Raw genomic sequence first — 17,788 nt, 5'->3', positions numbered from 1 at the left:
TTTAATCTTTTAACAACTCGTTTACCAATGCAGTAACTCCAACCGTTGCCTTTTCCTGAATTTTAATTACAGGTCCGCTCACCCTTGCATCGGGTATTTTAGGATCTATAATGTATTTAGGAACATCCCTGTTTACATAGCCAATAAGGCCGGCAGCGGGGTAAACAGCCAACGATGAGCCTATCAGCATAAAAACTTCGGCATCGGCACAAATGCGGGCCGCGGGCCCAATCATCGGCACATCTTCGCCAAACCAAACTACGTGCGCACGTAACGGCGACCCTAATTCGCAAACTTCATCCATCTTAATCTCCCAGCCATCTATTGGGTAAGTAAGCTCGGGGTTGATACTTGATTGCGAACGGGTAATAACGCCATGCAGATGCACTACATTGGTTGAGCCTGCCCTTTCATGCAGATCATCTATATTTTGGGTGATAATGGTAACATTATATTTCTCTTCCAATCGGGCTAACGCGTAATGGGCTTCATTAGGCTTCGCTTCCAGTACCGACTTCCGCCTTTCGTTATAAAACTGCTGTACCAATACCGGGTTATGTTCCCAGGCTTCGGGGGTCGCCACGTCTTGAATATTGTAACCCTCCCAAAGGCCATCGCTGTCTCTAAAGGTCTTTAAACCACTTTCAGCACTGATCCCCGCTCCCGTTAATACTACCACGTTTTTCATGTCTTAAATTAAATCAGATCTGTTTTAATATTTCGACCAAATCAGGAATCTATTTGCATTTCAACAATTTGCTGTTAGCCCTATGCTTTTGATTTTCCTGAAATTATCAGCCCATAAAAAAAGCGACCTGCATTATGGCAGATCGCTTTCAATTTTATTATCTTAAGTTAAAGAGCCAGCTGCTTTGGAGTTTGCAAAAAAGCAAACTTACTCTTTGCCAGCTCAAAACCACCAAACAACAGAAAACCAAATAGCAGGTCTCCTAAAACCATGTTCTTTTCAAACGGAATAGCGTTGATTAAAGATTGACCATAACCCGCTAAAGTATGCGGATACATGGTGCCATATAAAAATGGCAGATCGATGATGAGCCAATGGATCAATACCGATGCAACAGATGCCAACAGTACATTAAGCACATTTACCTTTTTAATAAAGCTGCCAACTAAAACCATCAGAGCAAAGCAAAGATAAACCCAGGCCGCACCACTATACCACAAAGTAATTTTTGACGTGTACAGGTAGTTTACGAGGATATCGGTAGTAAATAGCGTAAACAATACAGTTGCATATCCCTTCCATTTTTCGGTAAAGTAAACACCTCCAAATACAGCTATCGCGCCCACTGGTGTAAAGTTACTCAGTTCCTTATACTTAAAGGTTATTAACCTGAAAGCTGCAGCAACCACTATCATTAAAATAAGGATAATGTTCCTGTTGATGGTATCTTTTTTATTCATGACGTAAAATTACAGATAATCGGGTTAATTAAAAACAACTAATTAAACTGATATTTTGCACCAAGCGTAAAGTTTATACCACGTGTATTATAACCCAGCCAGTCGGTATATTTTTGATCAAGCACGTTGTTTAAATCGCCAAATATATTCAGGTTTTTGGTAGCCTTTAACTGCAGATGCAAATCAACCAGATTATAATTTTTTAAAGTGGTTATTGTAGACGGATAGGTGGCGAAATTTTGATCGGCCCTGTTGCCAGTATACTTATAATTTACGCCTATCAGAAAATCGGCACATGCCTGATACGATACATTCGCCCCAAATGTACTCTTAGGCCTGCGGTATAAATTAGCCGTTTGCTTACCATTTTCATCTGTTTGTTTGCCTGTTACATAAGCAAAATAAGCCGATGCAGTTAGCTTGGTTGAGTTGTATCTCAACTCACTTTCAAAACCTTTGTCTTTTTGAAAAGATCCATTTTTATAAAATGAGCTATAAGGGGCAACAGATTCTGAGAAGAAATAAATTACATCTTTTGCGTTGCGTTTATAGAAAGCGGTGTTAAACGATAATGTATTTTTTATGATCTCCCAATCAAACCCAGCCTCGTATGAATTGGTGAATTCCGGCTTTAATTTAGAATTTCCATATTGGGAAGATAACTGGTATAAAGATGGTGCTTTAAATGCCGAAGCAATGGTTCCGAATACTTTAAACTGATCTGCTAAATACAGCGAAGGATTAATGGTATAGGTAAAGTTATCACCGTACTTGCTATGGTGGTTATATCTTCCACCCAGTTCCATGTGAAAGATATTTGATTTGAAAAATAGTGACGTATAAACGCTGGCAATGCTGTTATGTGCAGTATCATCACTTATAACACTTGCACCTGGATGGTAGCCTGATTGTTCAAACAAACTGTATTGACTGGTATTGCTGTATTTATAATCTGCTCCACTCGTTATATCAAAATATTTACCCAGATTGTAATTCAATACAGCCTCAACATTTGTTATACGGCCAATATTTTTTGTTATCTGATGTGTAGAATCATTATCAGGCGGTAAGTTTTTAAAGTTATTGTGAACCGTATTTTGCGTTGCATTAAACACAAGTATTCCTTTTGGCAATACTACTTTAAATCCTAAACCACCAAATAAAAATGTATTGTTGTAAGTGTAGTTGTTGTCATTAGTAAAAGCGCCATAAGGCAGATCGCCAGTATTATAGCTACCTTGAAAGTTGCCATTCAAACTAAATTTATCAGAAACATACTGATTGATGTTCACACTGGCAGACCGCTGGTGAAATCCGTCTTTTTTAAATCCAGCTTTGTTTGTGGTATCGGTAGCTGCTGCAAAACCTCTTGAATCTGTATTTGACAAGTTGATGGCAATCCCTGTATTGTGAATTTTACCGTTTACCCCGGCCGATTCCTGGAATGTGTTATAACTGCCGCCAGTTAACTGTACGGTTCCTTTTAAACCCTGTCCTTGCGGATGTTTGGTGATGATATTTATTACACCGGCTACAGCATCAGAGCCATATAAGGTTGAGCCGCTGCCTTTCAATATCTCAATTTTTTCAATTTGGTTTACAGGGAAAGCGTTAAGATCATAACTACCATCAATTGAGCCTGCGTTGTTAACCGGAAAGCCATCTACCAATATTAGCGTATTACCTGATGATGCTCCCCGTAAAAATACAGACGTACTGATGCCGGGCGCATTCTGTGCACCAGAGAAGGTTATTCCCGGAATTGTATTGAGCAATTGAGGCAATGTTTTGCCTTGTGAACGACCGATCTGCTCTGCCGATATTACGGTAACAACCCTACCTATATCTGCTAATTTTTTAGGCGAACGGGTGGCTGTAACTACCACATTGTTTAACATACGCGTAGTATCCTGTGCGTATAATTTTGTACTAATTGTACCTACTTGCAACAATCCTAATCCTAAAACAATTTTAAAGTACTTTTTTTTCATGTATTTGCTATAGTGTTAAATAATAATGCAACCTATATAGCATAACATGGAAGTGGTCAAATGAAAATACACTATCAAAAAAAGAAGAGCATTCACATTCAAGCTTCAATCCACGAAAGCTATGAATAATTTATATTGCTCTGGCAGGTCTTCTGACTTACTCCCCTTTAGTCCTGTCTTCCCTCTGGTTTAGCAGAAGTGACATTGAGATTGAACTTCGGTTATGGAGCTTACAGCTGCGGGACAGTTCCGGATTTACACCGAATTCCCTTTTAATTCTTTAATGATATACAATCAAAGAAACCTAAAGCGATGCAAAAGTACAACAACTATTAACAACAACAACTAACATATGTATATTTATGCTGATGAAACTATGCATTACTTTATCACTGTTTATGGTGATTACCATAAACAGCCTTGCACAACAGCCCGATACAGTGCTTTTAAAAAATCTTCTACAAGCCCAGCCTGAACTGTTTAAAGGCATACTCAATCACCCTACCCAAAATGAAGTGCAAATACTATACACCCAGATAAACCGGGACAAAAACAACATTCCACACTTTAAATCATATAGTTACCGGCTCAATCCTAACCGATATTTTTACCCGGCAAGTACAGTAAAACTACCAACCGCCATATTTACGCTTGAAAAACTAAATGAGCTAAAAATTAAAGGCCTGAGCAAAAAGTCGGTAATGATAACCGATAGCGTATTCACGGGGCAAACCAGGGTAAAAACAGATACATCATCACTAAGCGGCTTACCAAGCATTGAAAACTACATCAAAAAAATACTGCTGGTGAGCGATAACGATGCTTATAACAGGTTGTATGAATTTGTGGGTCGCAAAGAGATCAATCAAAAACTAAAAAAATACAATTTTAATAATACCCGCATCATTGGCAGGCTGGCCATTGGCGATAGCGGGGAAAGCACCAAACATACCAACCCGGTTGATTTTTATAATGCCGATAAACTCATTTATCATAAACCAGCCCTTTATGATAGCCTGGCCTACCCTATGCACCCGAAGAATATGATACAGGGTAAAGGATATATGGATAGTAATGATAAACTGGTAATGCAGCCATTCAGCTTCGCCGATAAAAATGTTTATACTATTGCCGATCAGCAAATGGTTTTAAAACGACTGCTTTTCCCCGAAGCCTTTGAAAAGTCGCAACGTTTTAATTTAACTACTGCCGACTATAATTTCATTTATCAGTATATGAGCACCTTCCCTACCGAAAACATAAAACCCACATACAGCCGGCCAGCATATTACCCGGCTTACTGTAAGTTTCTATTTTATGGAGGCGACAGTACCGCCAATATTAACCCCGACATCAGAATATTTAATAAAGTAGGTGACAGTTATGGGTATGATATTGATAACGCCTACATCGTTGATTTTAAAAACAAGGTTGAATTTATACTTACGGCAGTCATACAATCAAACGAAGACGGAATCCTTAACGACAACAAGTATGAATATGCAACAGTCTGCCTCCCTTTTATGAAAAATCTCGGGCAGATGATTTACCAATATGAACTTAAAAGAGTGAGAAAACGCCTCCCGGATTTAACCAAATTTAAATTTAATTACAGAAAGGTTAAATAAACTTCAATTAACAAAAACTTAGCTTACCATATCGTGTTTAATTTTCATACCATTTAAACAACAATATGGCAACTACAATAATTAAGTACACTGATAACTTCCCCATACTTCACGGTGATGACAGAATAAACCTGAACTGGCCCGAACGTTATACTTCTATAGTTGGAGGTGTTAAATTGGGATGGTCGGGATTTAAGCATATATTTTCAGCTCCGTTTACGAGCATATTAAAGATAGGCGCCAGCGGATACCTTTTAAATCGTGGCATTACCGGCCATTGCGAATTGTATAAACGAATTGGTAAGTTATCAACCAATCCTATTAATATCAATATCCGGTCTTCATTTACTGTTAACCAACCAAGGCACAAGGTTTACAATTTTTGGCGCAAGTTTGATAATCTCCCTTTATTTATGAAACACCTGGAAAGTGTTGAAATAATTGATTCAAAATATTCCCACTGGGTACTAAAACTACCGGCTGGTGTAGCAAGCGTTAGCTGGCATGCGGAAATTGTAAAGGATGAGCCTAACGAAATGATTGGGTGGAGCTCGATGCCCGACTCTATAATTAACAATGCTGGGAAAGTCCGTTTCCAGGATACCATTGATGGTACAGGAACTATTGTGGATATTGTAATCAGCTATCAGCCACCGGCAGGAGGATTAGGCATTGGCCTTGCCAGGGTGTTAAACCCTTTATTCAAAAATATGGTTGATAAGGATGTGCAGAATTTTAAACAATATATGGATATTGATAACGGCCCCGAGTTTTTTCTGGATAGCAAAGAGGAACCCATTATTGTAATATCATAAGCTGGTATTAAAAATATATACCAACAAAAAACCGCCTGATAAAAATTACCAGGCGGTTTTTTAAAATTCATTGAGAATAGATCTCAGCAAATTATATTATTTTACTGCATCAATCACGGCTTTGAAAGCATCAGGATGATTCATTGCTAAATCAGCTAATACTTTACGGTTTAAACCGATTTCTTTTGCTGCTAATTTACCTATTAATTGAGAGTAAGAAATTCCGTGCTGACGGGCACCTGCGTTAATACGCTGTATCCATAAAGCTCTGAACTCTCTTTTTTTGGTTTTACGGTCACGATAAGCGTACTGTAAACCTTTTTCAACTGTATTTTTTGCAACGGTATAAACCTTGCTGCGTGAACCCCAATAACCTTTGGCGAGGTTCATGATCCTTTTTCTGCGTCTTCTCGACGCTACTGCGTTAACTGAACGTGGCATGTTGTTTGATTTTGGTAGTGAGTGCCTGCCTTTAAAGCGGAACTTAAAACTCTAATACCTGGTTAAAAAAATTGTGAATTACTTTCCGATGCAAAGCATACGTTTAACATTTCCCATATCAGCTTTAGATACTAAGCTGGTATGACCAAGGTTACGCTTACGTTTAGTCGACATCTTAGTTAAGATGTGGCTTTTGAAAGCATTCTTCCGTGTGATTTTACCGGTTCCAGTAAGCTTAAAACGCTTTTTTGCACTGGAATTGGTTTTCATTTTTGGCATAACTATTATTTAATTGTTTGTTTAACTTACAAATGTGCAACCCTGCAGATCTGTAAATACCTTTATATAAGATAGTACTGATGTATAACTCTGAAATTACACATCAGTACATCTGAAATTATTTTTTTGCAGCTTTGGGTGCAAGGGTTAAAAACATCCTTTTACCTTCAAGCTTTGGTAGTTGTTCAACTTTACCTACATCTTCCAATGCCTGTGCAAAACGAAGCAGTAATATCTCACCCTGCTCTTTGTAAACAATTGCGCGGCCCTTAAAGTGTACGTAAGCCCTTACTTTTTCGCCAGCTTCCAAAAATTTAATAGCATGCTTTAATTTAAATTCAAAGTCATGATCATCAGTGTTCGGGCCAAAGCGAATCTCTTTAATAACAGTTTGCTTGGCATTACTTTTTATCTCCTTAAGCTTTTTCTTTTGCTCGTAAATAAACTTGTTATAGTCAGTTACTTTACAAACCGGCGGTACAGCGTTCGGAGATATTTCAACAAGATCTAATTCCTGCTCTTGCGCTATAGCAAGGGCATCTCTTAATGAAAAAATTCCTTGCTCTACGTTGTCACCTACAAGGCGAACTTCCTGAGCCCTAATGAATTGGTTGATGTTGTGTTCAGCTTCTTTTTTCTTAAAAGGAAGCCTTGGTCCTCTATTGAAAGGTTTGTTTAATGCCAAGTTATACTTTTATTTCTTTAATTATTTGTTCTTTAAAATCTTCTATGCTCATACTTCCCAAGTCACCCTGACCATGTTTCCTAACAGAAACCATGCCTTCGGCAGCTTCCTTTTCGCCCACAATCAACATATAAGGGATCTTTTTGACTTCAGCATCGCGTATTTTACGCCCTATCTTCTCGTCTCTGAAATCAATCAGCCCGCAAATATCGGAATCTTTTAACACATCAGAAAGTTTTTTTGCATATTCCTCGTATTTTTCTGATATCGGAAGAATAATAAATTGCTCCGGAGATAACCACAATGGGAAATTACCTGCGCAATGCTCAATTAATACTGCGATGAAGCGTTCCATAGAGCCAAACGGCGCCCTGTGAATCATTACCGGGCGATGTTTTAAATTATCACTACCAGTGTATTCCAGTTCAAAACGCTCAGGCAGGTTATAATCAACCTGTATGGTTCCCAATTGCCATTTACGACCAAGGGCATCTCTCACCATAAAATCAAGCTTAGGGCCATAAAATGCAGCCTCACCCAATTCAACAACGGTGGTTAAACCCTTTTCGGCAGCAGCCTCAATAATAGCGGATTCTGCCAAAGCCCAATTTTCATCAGTACCGATGTATTTAGCTTTGTTTTCAGGATCACGTAGTGAAACCTGCGCTGTATAGTTATCAAAACCAAGCGCCTTAAATACATATAGTACAAGGTCGATTACTTTTTTAAACTCATCCTTCACCTGGTCCGGGCGACAAAACAGGTGCGCATCGTCCTGTGTAAAGCCACGTACGCGGGTTAACCCATGCAGCTCACCACTTTGTTCGTAACGGTATACGGTACCAAACTCAGCCAAACGAACAGGAAGATCTTTGTACGAGCGTGGTTTTGTTTTATAGATCTCGCAGTGGTGCGGGCAGTTCATCGGTTTTAAAAAGAATTCCTCTCCCTCCTGCGGGGTTTTTATAGGCTGAAATGAATCGGCGCCATATTTTTCATAGTGACCGGATGTTACATACAGGTTTTTATGACCGATGTGTGGTGTAATTACCTGCTCGTAACCAGCTTTTACCTGTGCTTTTTGAAGGAAGTTTTGCAAACGCTCACGTAAGGCTGTTCCTTTAGGTAACCATAATGGTAAACCCATGCCCACTTTTTCCGAAAAAGCAAACAATTCCAATTCCTTACCCAATTTCCTGTGATCGCGCTTTTTAGCCTCTTCGATCATATGCAGGTATTCTGTAAGTTCGCTGGCTTTAGGGAATGTAACACCGTAGATACGGGTAAGCTGCTTGCGTGTTTCATCACCGCGCCAATAGGCACCGGCAACGCTCATCAGCTTTACAGCTTTTATGAAACCTGTGTTGGGGATATGAGGCCCGCGGCACAGATCGGTAAAGTTTCCTTGTGTATAAAAAGTGATAGCGCCATCCGGAAGATCCTTGATCAGATCCAGTTTGTACTCATCATCTTTTTCGGTGAAGTACTCGATAGCATCTGCCTTGCTAACCGGTTTACGAATGTACTCGGCTTTGGTTTTGGCAAGCTCAATAACCTTGTCTTCGATCTTCTTGAACTCATCTGATGAAAATTCACGGTCGCCAAAGTCAACATCGTAATAAAAACCTGTTTCAATAGCGGGGCCGATACCAAACTTAGTACCCGGGTAAAGGGCCTCTAAAGCCTCGGCTAATAAGTGAGCCGATGAATGCCAGAAAGTTGATTTACCTGAAGTATCGTTCCAGGTTAAAAGTTTAACGTGCGAATCCTGCTCAATTGGGCGACTTGCGTCCCAAACCTGGCCATCAACTTCGGCTGCTAATACATTGCGTGCTAATCCTTCGGAGATCGACTGCGCGATCTGCATGGAAGTAATTCCTTTATCGTATTCACGAACGGAACCATCTGGAAGTGTAATACTAATCATCTACAACTATGATTTAAATTTTAATAAAATTACGTTTTGTGATCACCTACGGGAGTGATCATTTATTTGAGGTGCAAAAATAGGATTTTATTTTTGATTTCAGATTGCGAATGTTCGGATTTCGGAATTATGAGATCTACAATAAAGAATGTTAAATTGAACGCACCTACAGTTAAAATCCGAAATCGAAAATCCCAAATCTTAAATCAGAATCAAACATTCCCCCACCCCAATGCCAACACATCGGCCAAGTGAATAGTTTTTATAGGCAGGCTATTTTTATCAATATAGCTTTGCAGATGCATCAGGCACGAAGCATCAGTTGAGATAATATATTCGGCGCCTGCGGCCAATGCGTTGTCAACTTTTTGCTGCGCCATCGCAGTTGAAATAGCCTCAAATTTAACAGCAAATGTACCGCCGAAACCGCAGCAGGTTTCATTATCTTTTAGTTCGAGCAATTCTAAACCCAGTACTTTGGAAAGCAGCTGGCGTGGCTCATTCCTTATCTTGCACTCGCGCAGGGCGGCACAGCTATCATGATAAACAGCCTTACCATCCAACTCAGCACCGAAGTAATCAAACTGCAGAATATTTACCAGGAAATCTGAAAGTTCATAGATATTCCCCTGTATAGCCCGGCATTTGTTATGTACCGCGGTATTGGTAAACAGATCATTATAATAATTTTTCACCATGCCGGTACATGATGCCGAGGGCGTAACAATAACACTATCTTCCGAAAAATCGTTCAAAAATTTACTCCCAATGGCTTTTGCATCATCCCAAAAACCAGCATTAAACGCCGGTTGACCACAGCAGGTTTGGTTTGGGTTAAAACTCACTTTGCAGCCCGCCTTTTCCAATACCTTTACGGTATTAAAAGCAGTATCAGGAAATAATTGATCTACAAAACATGGTACAAACAGCTCTATCTTCATCGGCACAAATTATTCGGCGCTAAAGTCAGCATTTTTTTGAATGCTTTTTTCAGCTTTTAACAAAGAAAACAATAATATTAATCCAATAATAAAAAAACCGCATAATGCAAGTGTCGAATTGCGCATGCTACCGGTTATCTCTTCTATAAAAGCAAAACTGAACATGCCTCCTACTATCGCCAGTTTTTCGGTAACATCATAAAAACTGAAGAAAGAGGCAGTATCCGGTATATTCTCGGGTAAATATTTAGAATAAGTGGAACGTGACATTGACTGAATGCCCCCCATAATTAAGCCAACAATAATAGCCAGCCCATAAAATTGCGGAATGGTGGTTACAAAATACGCCGCTATACATGCCGCTACCCAAATAATTACCACCAATATTAAAACTTTTACGTTACCATAAATAGCCGACAAGCGCGACATTAGTGTAGCACCGCCTATGGCAACTATTTGTATGATCAGGATGATTTCTATCAAACCGCTTGTTTCCATCTTTAGCACTTTGGCGCCAAAGCCGGCGGCAACCAGCATAATAGTTTGCACCCCCATAGAATAAAAGAAAAACGCGGGTAAAAATCGCTTTAACAAGGGCATGGTTTTAACTTTGGCCCAAACCTTAGCTAATTCAATAAAACCGCCTTTAATAATGTTGTGTTGATGGGGCTCTGCATTAGGGCTGCCTTTTGGCAATATGATGAAAGGGATATACGCAAAACCTATCCACCAGATACCAACCAGAAGAAATGAAAGCTGTGCTGCGCCACCACTGGTTAATCCAAAGGTTTTAGGCGAAAGCACAAAAACAAGACATATGATCTGTAAAATAACACTCCCGATATATCCGTAAGTAAATCCTTTAGCGCTTATTTTATCCTGCATATCAATGGTAGCAATTTCTGGCAAATAAGAATTGTAAAAAACAAAACCTCCGCTATAACCGATAGCCGCAAGCGCAAAACAAATTATGCCAAACTCCAGGTTATTTGGGCCGAAGAAAAACAGCCCGCAGCATGACATGGAGCCCAACCACGTAAAAAATTGCATAAAAACCTTTTTGTTGCCCCTATAATCTGCAATTGAAGATAGTATGGGCAACAGTAAAACCATTATCATGTACGCAACTGCCAGCGCGTAGTTTGATAATGCTGTATTAATAAAGCTTTTACCGAAAAACATTACCCTATCGCCATTTTTAGCATTTGAGGTGATAGCTACATAATAGGCCGGAAAAATTGTTGAAGTGATGACCAGGTTATAGGCCGAGTTGGCCCAATCGAAAAAAGCCCAGGCACGGATGGTTTTCTTGTTGTTTTTGGTTTCCATTGACACAATAAAAGTATAGAAAAAGATTTAAGATACAAGAGCGAATAATAAGAGTCAAGAATCAAGATATAAGAATCAAGAGACAAGGCACATTGCACTTGTAAAAAAAATGTCATTGAGAGGTACGCAGCAATCGTGAACTATGCAAGCATTCTGCACAGTTCACGATTGCCGCGCTGCCCTCTCAATGACATGAGGATACAAGATTCGGTCTTAATTCTTGTATCTTAATTCTTGACTCTTCAATCTTTATTCTATTCCCTAACTCTACTTAACATCAGGTCTCCATTTTTCTTGTAGTAGCTTTATGAAATAGCCCCCTACCACACTGCGCGCCTGGAAACCTACCTGCTTGCCGTCGGTAGTTTCGTGCCAGTCGCTTAATGGTACATGGGTTGGTGTTTCCATCGCGTATTTATATACAGGAGCAGCAAGAGTCTTAAAATCGTCCTGATTTTTGGCTAAAGTAGCAGTCCAAAGGATCCAGTCGCTTTTAGTGTAGGTTTTGCGACTATCTAAAGGCAAACCAAATTCATTTTGCTTGGTCAGATAAAATTTGATCTCACGATCGTAAACAGATTGCGGGAAAAGGTTTAATCCTAAAATCTTATCCCAAACGATATTGTATTTCTGGCTCCAGGTTTCCGGTTTATCAAACACCAATGAATAATGATCACCTGCATCAGCCATTTTCATCCATTTAGTCACCATTTCTTTAGCCATCGCCTGGTATTTAGCAGCCACTGCTTTTTCACCTAACAAATCGGCAAGGTGGGCATAGCAACCGATACCCACAATTGCTTTAGCAGATAAGTTAGCATTGCGTGCAAGGTGACCCGCAAAGTCATCGGTACAAAGCTGGTTAGCGGGATCAAGTCCTTCACGGCTCAGATAATTGGCCCAATCTGTTAACACCTTCCAATGTTTTTTGGCATAAGCCGGGTTGTTGCCATTGGCTTTAACTATGGCAGCAGTAAGCGCCAGCATATTGCCCGATTCCTCAACCGGCATACCTTCACCATAAGTTTGCCCGTTGGCTATAGGATAAGTACCCAAATCATGTGCGGCAAAATCATGAGGAAACTTGCCTGTTTCACTAAAGTAGAAAATTCCGTTCAACATCCCTTCCATCAGGCTTGGGTTATAAATCAGGAACAAAGGCGCAGATGGGTATGTTACATCCACGGTATTGATTGATCCATTACTAAAGTTTTCTTTAGATAAAAACAGGATCTCGCCCTGCGGGCTTTTTACTAACGTATGCGCTGATATGGCCTGGCGATAAGCCAGCACACATAGCTTTGCATATTTGTCGCCACCAGCTTTTTCGGCATCATTATATACCGAACTGTTAAAGGCAGTGCAGCTTTTTAACACCGCTGGATAATCAACTGCTGCTTTGGCTAACGCTTGCTCAATGGTTTTAATTTGAGGGGTTTTCCACCATGGTTTTAAATTGGCATGAAAATATTGTACCGGGGTAATATCGTCATAACCCAGCTCAATAAATTTACTTACAGCAGTTTTACCAACCATGCCAAGAGATAGTACAGTATTCAAAACCAGGTTGGTGCCCTCTTTTGCAGTTGATTTACCATCACCTTTAAAAAATGAATTAACCCCTTCACTTTCGGTGCTTACATATTGCAGAGCACCAAATGTTTTGGGAACCGCCACATACATATATCCCCAGTCTATCCTCAAATCATCTCCCCTTTTTTGCAGGATAGGTTGTTCAACGGTACCGGCTTTTAAAACAGACAAAGTACTCGTTGCATATTTTTGAGTGGTCATCGCCTGGTTTGGTGTATTGCGGGCAACATCAGTTGATGCGCCAAAATAAACCTGCACATTATGCGCTTTACCAGTACTTGATTTTACGCTATAAGTAATATAAGATACCGGCCTTGACAATAAAGCCAAGTTGTTCATCAATAACGGCGACGTGAATGTAACCTTCAGATCCACATCACCACATTTAAAGTAATAAATGGTTTGTGTTGCATTGATGGTAACTCCGGTTTGTTTTGCAGCCTGCAGCTCAGCATGATCTGTTGGCTTTAGTTCATCAGCAAAGCCGGCATCAAGCGCTCCGCCTCCGCCTGTGTTGGTACAATGCAAAGCAAGAACATTTTCGCCCTCCTTTAATTTTTCAACTGCATCATCCTTAAGAGTGATCATCTGCAGATCGCCATTAGCGCCGCTGCTCACATTTATTTTTTCGCCATTCAGATACACTTCCGCCTCATCATCATGATGTAGTTTAAGATAAAGCTTATTAATAGCAGTTTTATGAAAAGTAAAGGTTCTCCTTACCCAAATATCCCGGCCCTTCCAAACGGTATTGCCCATTGCTTTATCATCACTGAAGGGCGCGGTGCCGCTTTTCCAGGCGGTGTCATCAAATTTTGTATCAGTCCAATTTTGTGTTGGTTGGGTTTCTGTGTATTTACAGATGTATGATTTTTCGTCGGCAGCAGGAACAACAGTTTTATAGGTTGCCGGCTCTTTACCCATAAAACGGTACACATCACCGTCAACTTTTATCAAGCCAAGTAATGATTGATTTTTACCTGTCCAGTGCCTGGTAGTTGATTCATTTAATTTATCAGAAAATGACCAGATACTAAAGTAAGGATTATGTGTTATCAGTGGATAAGCCGGGGCTTGAGTATCCTGCGCCCTTGCTAAAAAAACAATAAGTGCAAAAAATACGGTTAATGGAAACCTTTTCATGTGTTTTAGTAAGATTTATAATGTAGATATATAATTATTATCGGTAAATATTTGCTTTTCTTTTCAATTAATAAACGGTTTTAAAAAAAAGCGTCAAATAGACGATTAATTGATACGAATTGTAGAAAGATGGGCAGATTTTAGATGAGCAGATGAAGGATTAATGTGCAGATATGTAAATTTCAGATATGCAGATTATGAAATCAAATTCTGTTAATTCTTTAATTCTAAAAATTCTGGTTCAGACAATTGTCACATCTGCACATCTGAAATCTGCACATCACTTAAATATATCAAAGCTGTAATTTGCGGTGCTCCAGAAATCATCAAGGGCAATGATGCGGGGTTTGAAGAATGAGATAAGCGCGGGCCAGTCTTTTTGGTTAAAAACACTTACGTTGGGTAAGGTTTTAATAATGCGGCTTACGGTTTTGTTATTTTCATCGGTAGTGTGTAATTGCCAGTCCCACTCCTCCTCAATACTTGAATTGAGTACAGCTTTGAGCTCTTTAAACTGTTCAAATACCAATTCCTGGATGCCGGTATCAGGATGAGCGATCTCAATGGCGATAAAAGCTGAACGGTTATCGGCCTGCATCTTAAAGCTAAGGTGCTTAATGCCCGTTTTATAGTTTATCCAGTTTATTTTTAAACCCTCTGCTGACGGATGCGGAGCAATGTATTGGCCAAAGGCCGTCCAGAATGCCTGTTTAATTTGTGATGCCTGATCGCGGGAGTACAATAGTCTTTTTTTAAAATGAGCAGGCAAATTTATGGATTATTTTGCGTTTTGTATAAACTCAACAATTTGATGCTGTTCATTCGGCGATAACGAACCGCCTGTGTATTCCCATTTCAACTTGTTGCTATTATAAGTTAGCCTGCCCAAAAAATCCGGATTCTTTGCATCATCAACCAAAGGGTAGCTTTCTCCTATTTCGGGGGCTATTTCCTGCATCTCTAACAGGCGGGCTTCGCCATGGTCGTTACCTTTATATAAGGCATACACACCTGTAAAGTTAAGATGATTATTTGCGGCCTGGGTTAGCACTGGTTCAATAATGATATTTATTGTTGTACCGTTGTCTTTTTTAATATAATAGTTTACTGTATTAGTCATAGCCGAAGGTTCTTGATATTTGAATATTACAAGTGAGTTTTGAAATTGTTCATGGAATTAATAATTTGATTTTTTAACACTCAAAAATCCTTAGATTCAATTACCAATTAACTTAATTATTTTATGATGGAATTTAATATAGATGATCTTATTATCCGGCGACTTGGATCTGATGATGTGATGATTGCAGAACAGCTTATCCATCTATTTAAGGATATTTTTGAAGCTAACGATCTGATACCCGCCAAACCATCTTATTTAAAAACACTGCTGCGGAAGCATGAATTTATTTGTATTGCAGCAATCTATAAAAACAAAGTAATAGGTGGTTTAACGGCTTATGAACTACCGATGTACTACTCAGAATATACCGACCTTTTTATTTATGATATTGCAGTTGCCCCCCACTTGCAAAGGCTGGGTATTGGCAATAAATTACTTCAGGCTATAAAAGCGTGGGGAGGGCAAAATTATATACGCGAAATATTTGTTGATGCCAACGAAGAGGATAAACATTCCCTGGATTTTTACCGTGCTGCAGAAGGGTTTGAAGAAAAAATTTCGCAATTTAAATTTAAAGTGAATAAACATTAGCTCCAGATGATGTATGTTACATACTTAATAAATACCTTCAATTAAATTAATAGCAAAGAAATGAGGTAGATAGATAAAAAACTAAAATTATATTTTATAGTTTATCTTAAAACGCTATCTTTGCGACCTGTTAAAATCCTAATGCGGAAGTGGCGTAATTGGTAGCCGCACCAGACTTAGGATCTGGCGCCGCGAGGCGTGGGGGTTCGAGTCCCTTCTTCCGCACAACAGTTTAAAACCCGGTCAATTTGATCGGGTTTTTTGTTTTAAATTAGTTCTTGAAAATAGCTTTAATATGAATGAAATAGTCACCCAAATAGACCAAAGCTACTATGAAGGATATCACGATTTCTTAAACATTAAAATTGATGGGATATTTTTGGATGAGTCGTTAGAAGCGTATTATCCTGGCGAAATGATAGATTTAAAAGGCTAATAGATATTTTTTTTAGATCAATGTGATTGTCAATTCCCCCCTCTCAAGATATTCAAATACACTTCCGTGGTCCGCAAATTTTAAAAAAGCCGTTAATTTAATAAGGTAGCGGTTGTTTGCATTTTGCAGCATAACAATCTGGAATCATCTCATATTTAAAAATAAAAAAATATTTAAATATATATATAACTTTATGGCATTAACAACTTAATCCCAGATAGTTATGAAAATTTCAGCACTTGATGAAACCGGCAATCCGGTAGATTGGTGGTTTATTTACAAAGTTCCACAGCTTGGCCCTGGTGCAGGTAGCGATAGCGCCACAGGGTACGAATACGTTTATTATGACTCAAAGATTGATGCAAATCCTGATCTGAAACAAAGGAACGTTACTAAATCGCCGAATGTTCTTAACAGCGGCAATGGCGCACTTAATCTTACACTCAAATCGGTGCTTGACAGCTTTGCAGCACCAACAGGAAAGACGGGGTGGATCATGTACAACGATGAGATGCCTGAAAGTGTGGGCAAGACAGATGATGGCAATAAAGGGCACACTAAAGGCGCGATCGCTTTTGATACAGAAACAAATACCGGGTTTTGGATACTGCATTCATGGCCAAAATTTAATGACCCTGGTGCAAAGGCAGACCCGACTCCTCAGTATGGGCAAACCTATTTGTGTATATCGTTGGATATTGACACCTGCAGGAAAATAGCCACGCAAATGGCAGACCACCAGGAGCCGCAGGTTTATTATAATCATACCGCAGACCTCCCCACTACCGATCCTCTTTATATATTAACACAACCATTAAACCCCAAACCTCCCAAAAAGAGTGACGTGCTCGAACTGACATCCATCGGCGGTATGCCCTTCAAGGTGATTGCCAAGAATAAACAATGGGATGATGATTTTTGGAATGACTTAGTAGGGCCTGCGCTGGGAGATGACATGGATGTTGAAACATGGATCAGGGGACCTATCCCACCCCAGGCCGACAGCGACGGTATCCACAAAACCTTTGACATCAAATACATCAATTTAGCTGCTCTGGGCGTACATTGGGCCTGGCCCGAAACCCATGACCATGCCAAATGGGGGATCACATTGCACAGCCCATGGGTTTGTGTTGGCGATATCAACCGCATGGTGTCACAAAAGAAACGCGGTGGAGGCACCATTGCATTTCAAAATAGAACGCTGTGGCAGGCATTATCAAAAACAAATCTTGTTTTGGCGCCTCCGGGAAAATCAAGAACTGAAGTCCACCAGGTGATCCATCAAACGCATCCACCCAAAAAAGCTCAACCGATCGGCCTATAGAACTAAATGACAATAGCTTAACAGTTAATATCAACGGGAGTTATCCGAAAGATCATTCCCGTTGATATCTTTTCTCTTCCAGTCAATATTCCGCATCAAAACACCGTATTT

The 17,788-nt window shown here is 39.6% G+C and carries 16 protein-coding genes, 1 tRNA gene and 1 riboswitch; of the genes, 5 read left to right on the top strand and 12 right to left on the bottom strand.

The annotated features are described in order from the left end of the window. Position 1: 1 nt before the first annotated feature. From AC1DYB_RS20040 to AC1DYB_RS20030, 3 genes are all read right to left on the bottom strand, one after another. Positions 2-688: an SIR2 family NAD-dependent protein deacylase gene (locus AC1DYB_RS20040; protein ID WP_477437427.1), complete on the bottom strand. Its 687-nt coding sequence runs from the start codon at positions 686-688 to the stop codon at positions 2-4. Between the two features lie 167 nt (positions 689-855). Next, positions 856-1,428 carry a DUF6580 family putative transport protein gene (locus AC1DYB_RS20035; RefSeq protein WP_477437425.1) on the bottom strand — a complete coding sequence of 191 codons (573 nt, stop codon included), beginning with the start codon at positions 1,426-1,428 and terminating at the stop codon, positions 856-858. Between the two features lie 38 nt (positions 1,429-1,466). Further along, entirely contained in the window at positions 1,467-3,419 is a 1,953-nt protein-coding gene (locus tag AC1DYB_RS20030; RefSeq protein WP_477437423.1) for a TonB-dependent receptor plug domain-containing protein, read from the bottom strand. Positions 3,420-3,544: 125 nt separating this feature from the next. Further along, positions 3,545-3,743: riboswitch (cobalamin riboswitch) on the bottom strand. 38 nt (positions 3,744-3,781) lie between these two features. On the opposite strand from AC1DYB_RS20030, the gene AC1DYB_RS20025 reads away from it, so the two are divergent. Together AC1DYB_RS20025 and AC1DYB_RS20020 are read left to right on the top strand one after the other, a co-directional pair. Then, positions 3,782-5,047, top strand: a complete 1,266-nt coding sequence (locus AC1DYB_RS20025; protein WP_477437421.1) for a serine hydrolase — start codon at positions 3,782-3,784, stop codon at positions 5,045-5,047. 65 nt (positions 5,048-5,112) lie between these two features. Further along, a complete protein-coding gene (locus AC1DYB_RS20020) occupies positions 5,113-5,862 on the top strand; it encodes an SRPBCC family protein (protein WP_477437419.1) in 750 nt (249 codons plus the stop codon). A 96-nt stretch (positions 5,863-5,958) separates the two neighbouring features. Here the strand turns inward: AC1DYB_RS20020 and rplT are convergent, their stop codons facing one another. The 9 genes from rplT to AC1DYB_RS19975 form a co-directional block, all read right to left on the bottom strand. Continuing rightward, positions 5,959-6,303 (bottom strand): 50S ribosomal protein L20, encoded by a 345-nt coding sequence (rplT, locus tag AC1DYB_RS20015; RefSeq protein ID WP_076369188.1) that lies wholly within the window; start codon positions 6,301-6,303, stop codon positions 5,959-5,961. A 78-nt stretch (positions 6,304-6,381) separates the two neighbouring features. After that, complete coding sequence (gene rpmI, locus AC1DYB_RS20010) at positions 6,382-6,582, bottom strand: 50S ribosomal protein L35 (RefSeq protein WP_295720451.1); 201 nt, start codon at positions 6,580-6,582, stop codon at positions 6,382-6,384. A gap of 118 nt (positions 6,583-6,700) precedes the next feature. Further along, positions 6,701-7,267: a translation initiation factor IF-3 gene (infC, locus tag AC1DYB_RS20005; RefSeq protein ID WP_090647343.1), complete on the bottom strand. Its 567-nt coding sequence runs from the start codon at positions 7,265-7,267 to the stop codon at positions 6,701-6,703. 1 nt (position 7,268) lies between these two features. Next, positions 7,269-9,194: a threonine--tRNA ligase gene (thrS, locus tag AC1DYB_RS20000; RefSeq protein WP_477437417.1), complete on the bottom strand. Its 1,926-nt coding sequence runs from the start codon at positions 9,192-9,194 to the stop codon at positions 7,269-7,271. Between the two features lie 212 nt (positions 9,195-9,406). Further along, the gene (locus tag AC1DYB_RS19995) at positions 9,407-10,135 is read right to left on the bottom strand and encodes a (Fe-S)-binding protein (protein WP_295720439.1); all 729 of its coding nucleotides are present in this window, start codon (positions 10,133-10,135) and stop codon (positions 9,407-9,409) included. Positions 10,136-10,144: 9 nt separating this feature from the next. Then, positions 10,145-11,464 (bottom strand): MFS transporter, encoded by a 1,320-nt coding sequence (locus AC1DYB_RS19990; RefSeq protein ID WP_477437415.1) that lies wholly within the window; start codon positions 11,462-11,464, stop codon positions 10,145-10,147. Between the two features lie 267 nt (positions 11,465-11,731). Further along, positions 11,732-14,200, bottom strand: coding sequence for a glutaminase family protein (locus AC1DYB_RS19985; protein WP_477437413.1), 2,469 nt, complete (start codon positions 14,198-14,200; stop codon positions 11,732-11,734). 280 nt (positions 14,201-14,480) lie between these two features. After that, positions 14,481-14,969 (bottom strand): DUF4268 domain-containing protein, encoded by a 489-nt coding sequence (locus AC1DYB_RS19980; protein ID WP_477437411.1) that lies wholly within the window; start codon positions 14,967-14,969, stop codon positions 14,481-14,483. A 9-nt stretch (positions 14,970-14,978) separates the two neighbouring features. After that, complete coding sequence (locus AC1DYB_RS19975) at positions 14,979-15,320, bottom strand: hypothetical protein (protein WP_295720430.1); 342 nt, start codon at positions 15,318-15,320, stop codon at positions 14,979-14,981. A gap of 123 nt (positions 15,321-15,443) precedes the next feature. Here AC1DYB_RS19975 and AC1DYB_RS19970 point away from each other — a divergent pair, with 123 nt between their 5' ends. The 3 genes from AC1DYB_RS19970 (at position 15,444) to AC1DYB_RS19960 (ending at position 17,677) form a co-directional block, all read left to right on the top strand. Continuing rightward, complete coding sequence (locus AC1DYB_RS19970; protein WP_477437408.1) at positions 15,444-15,914, top strand: GNAT family N-acetyltransferase; 471 nt, start codon at positions 15,444-15,446, stop codon at positions 15,912-15,914. A 143-nt stretch (positions 15,915-16,057) separates the two neighbouring features. Next, positions 16,058-16,139 (top strand) — tRNA-Leu (locus AC1DYB_RS19965). A 434-nt stretch (positions 16,140-16,573) separates the two neighbouring features. After that, positions 16,574-17,677, top strand: coding sequence for a deoxyribonuclease II family protein (locus AC1DYB_RS19960; RefSeq protein WP_295720420.1), 1,104 nt, complete (start codon positions 16,574-16,576; stop codon positions 17,675-17,677). The last annotated feature ends 111 nt before the right edge of the window (positions 17,678-17,788 follow it).

This window comes from Mucilaginibacter sp. P2_A4, from assembly GCF_056405015.1.
The sequence above is the reverse complement of the archived record's forward strand: the minus strand, read 5'-3'. Positions and strand labels throughout refer to the sequence as shown.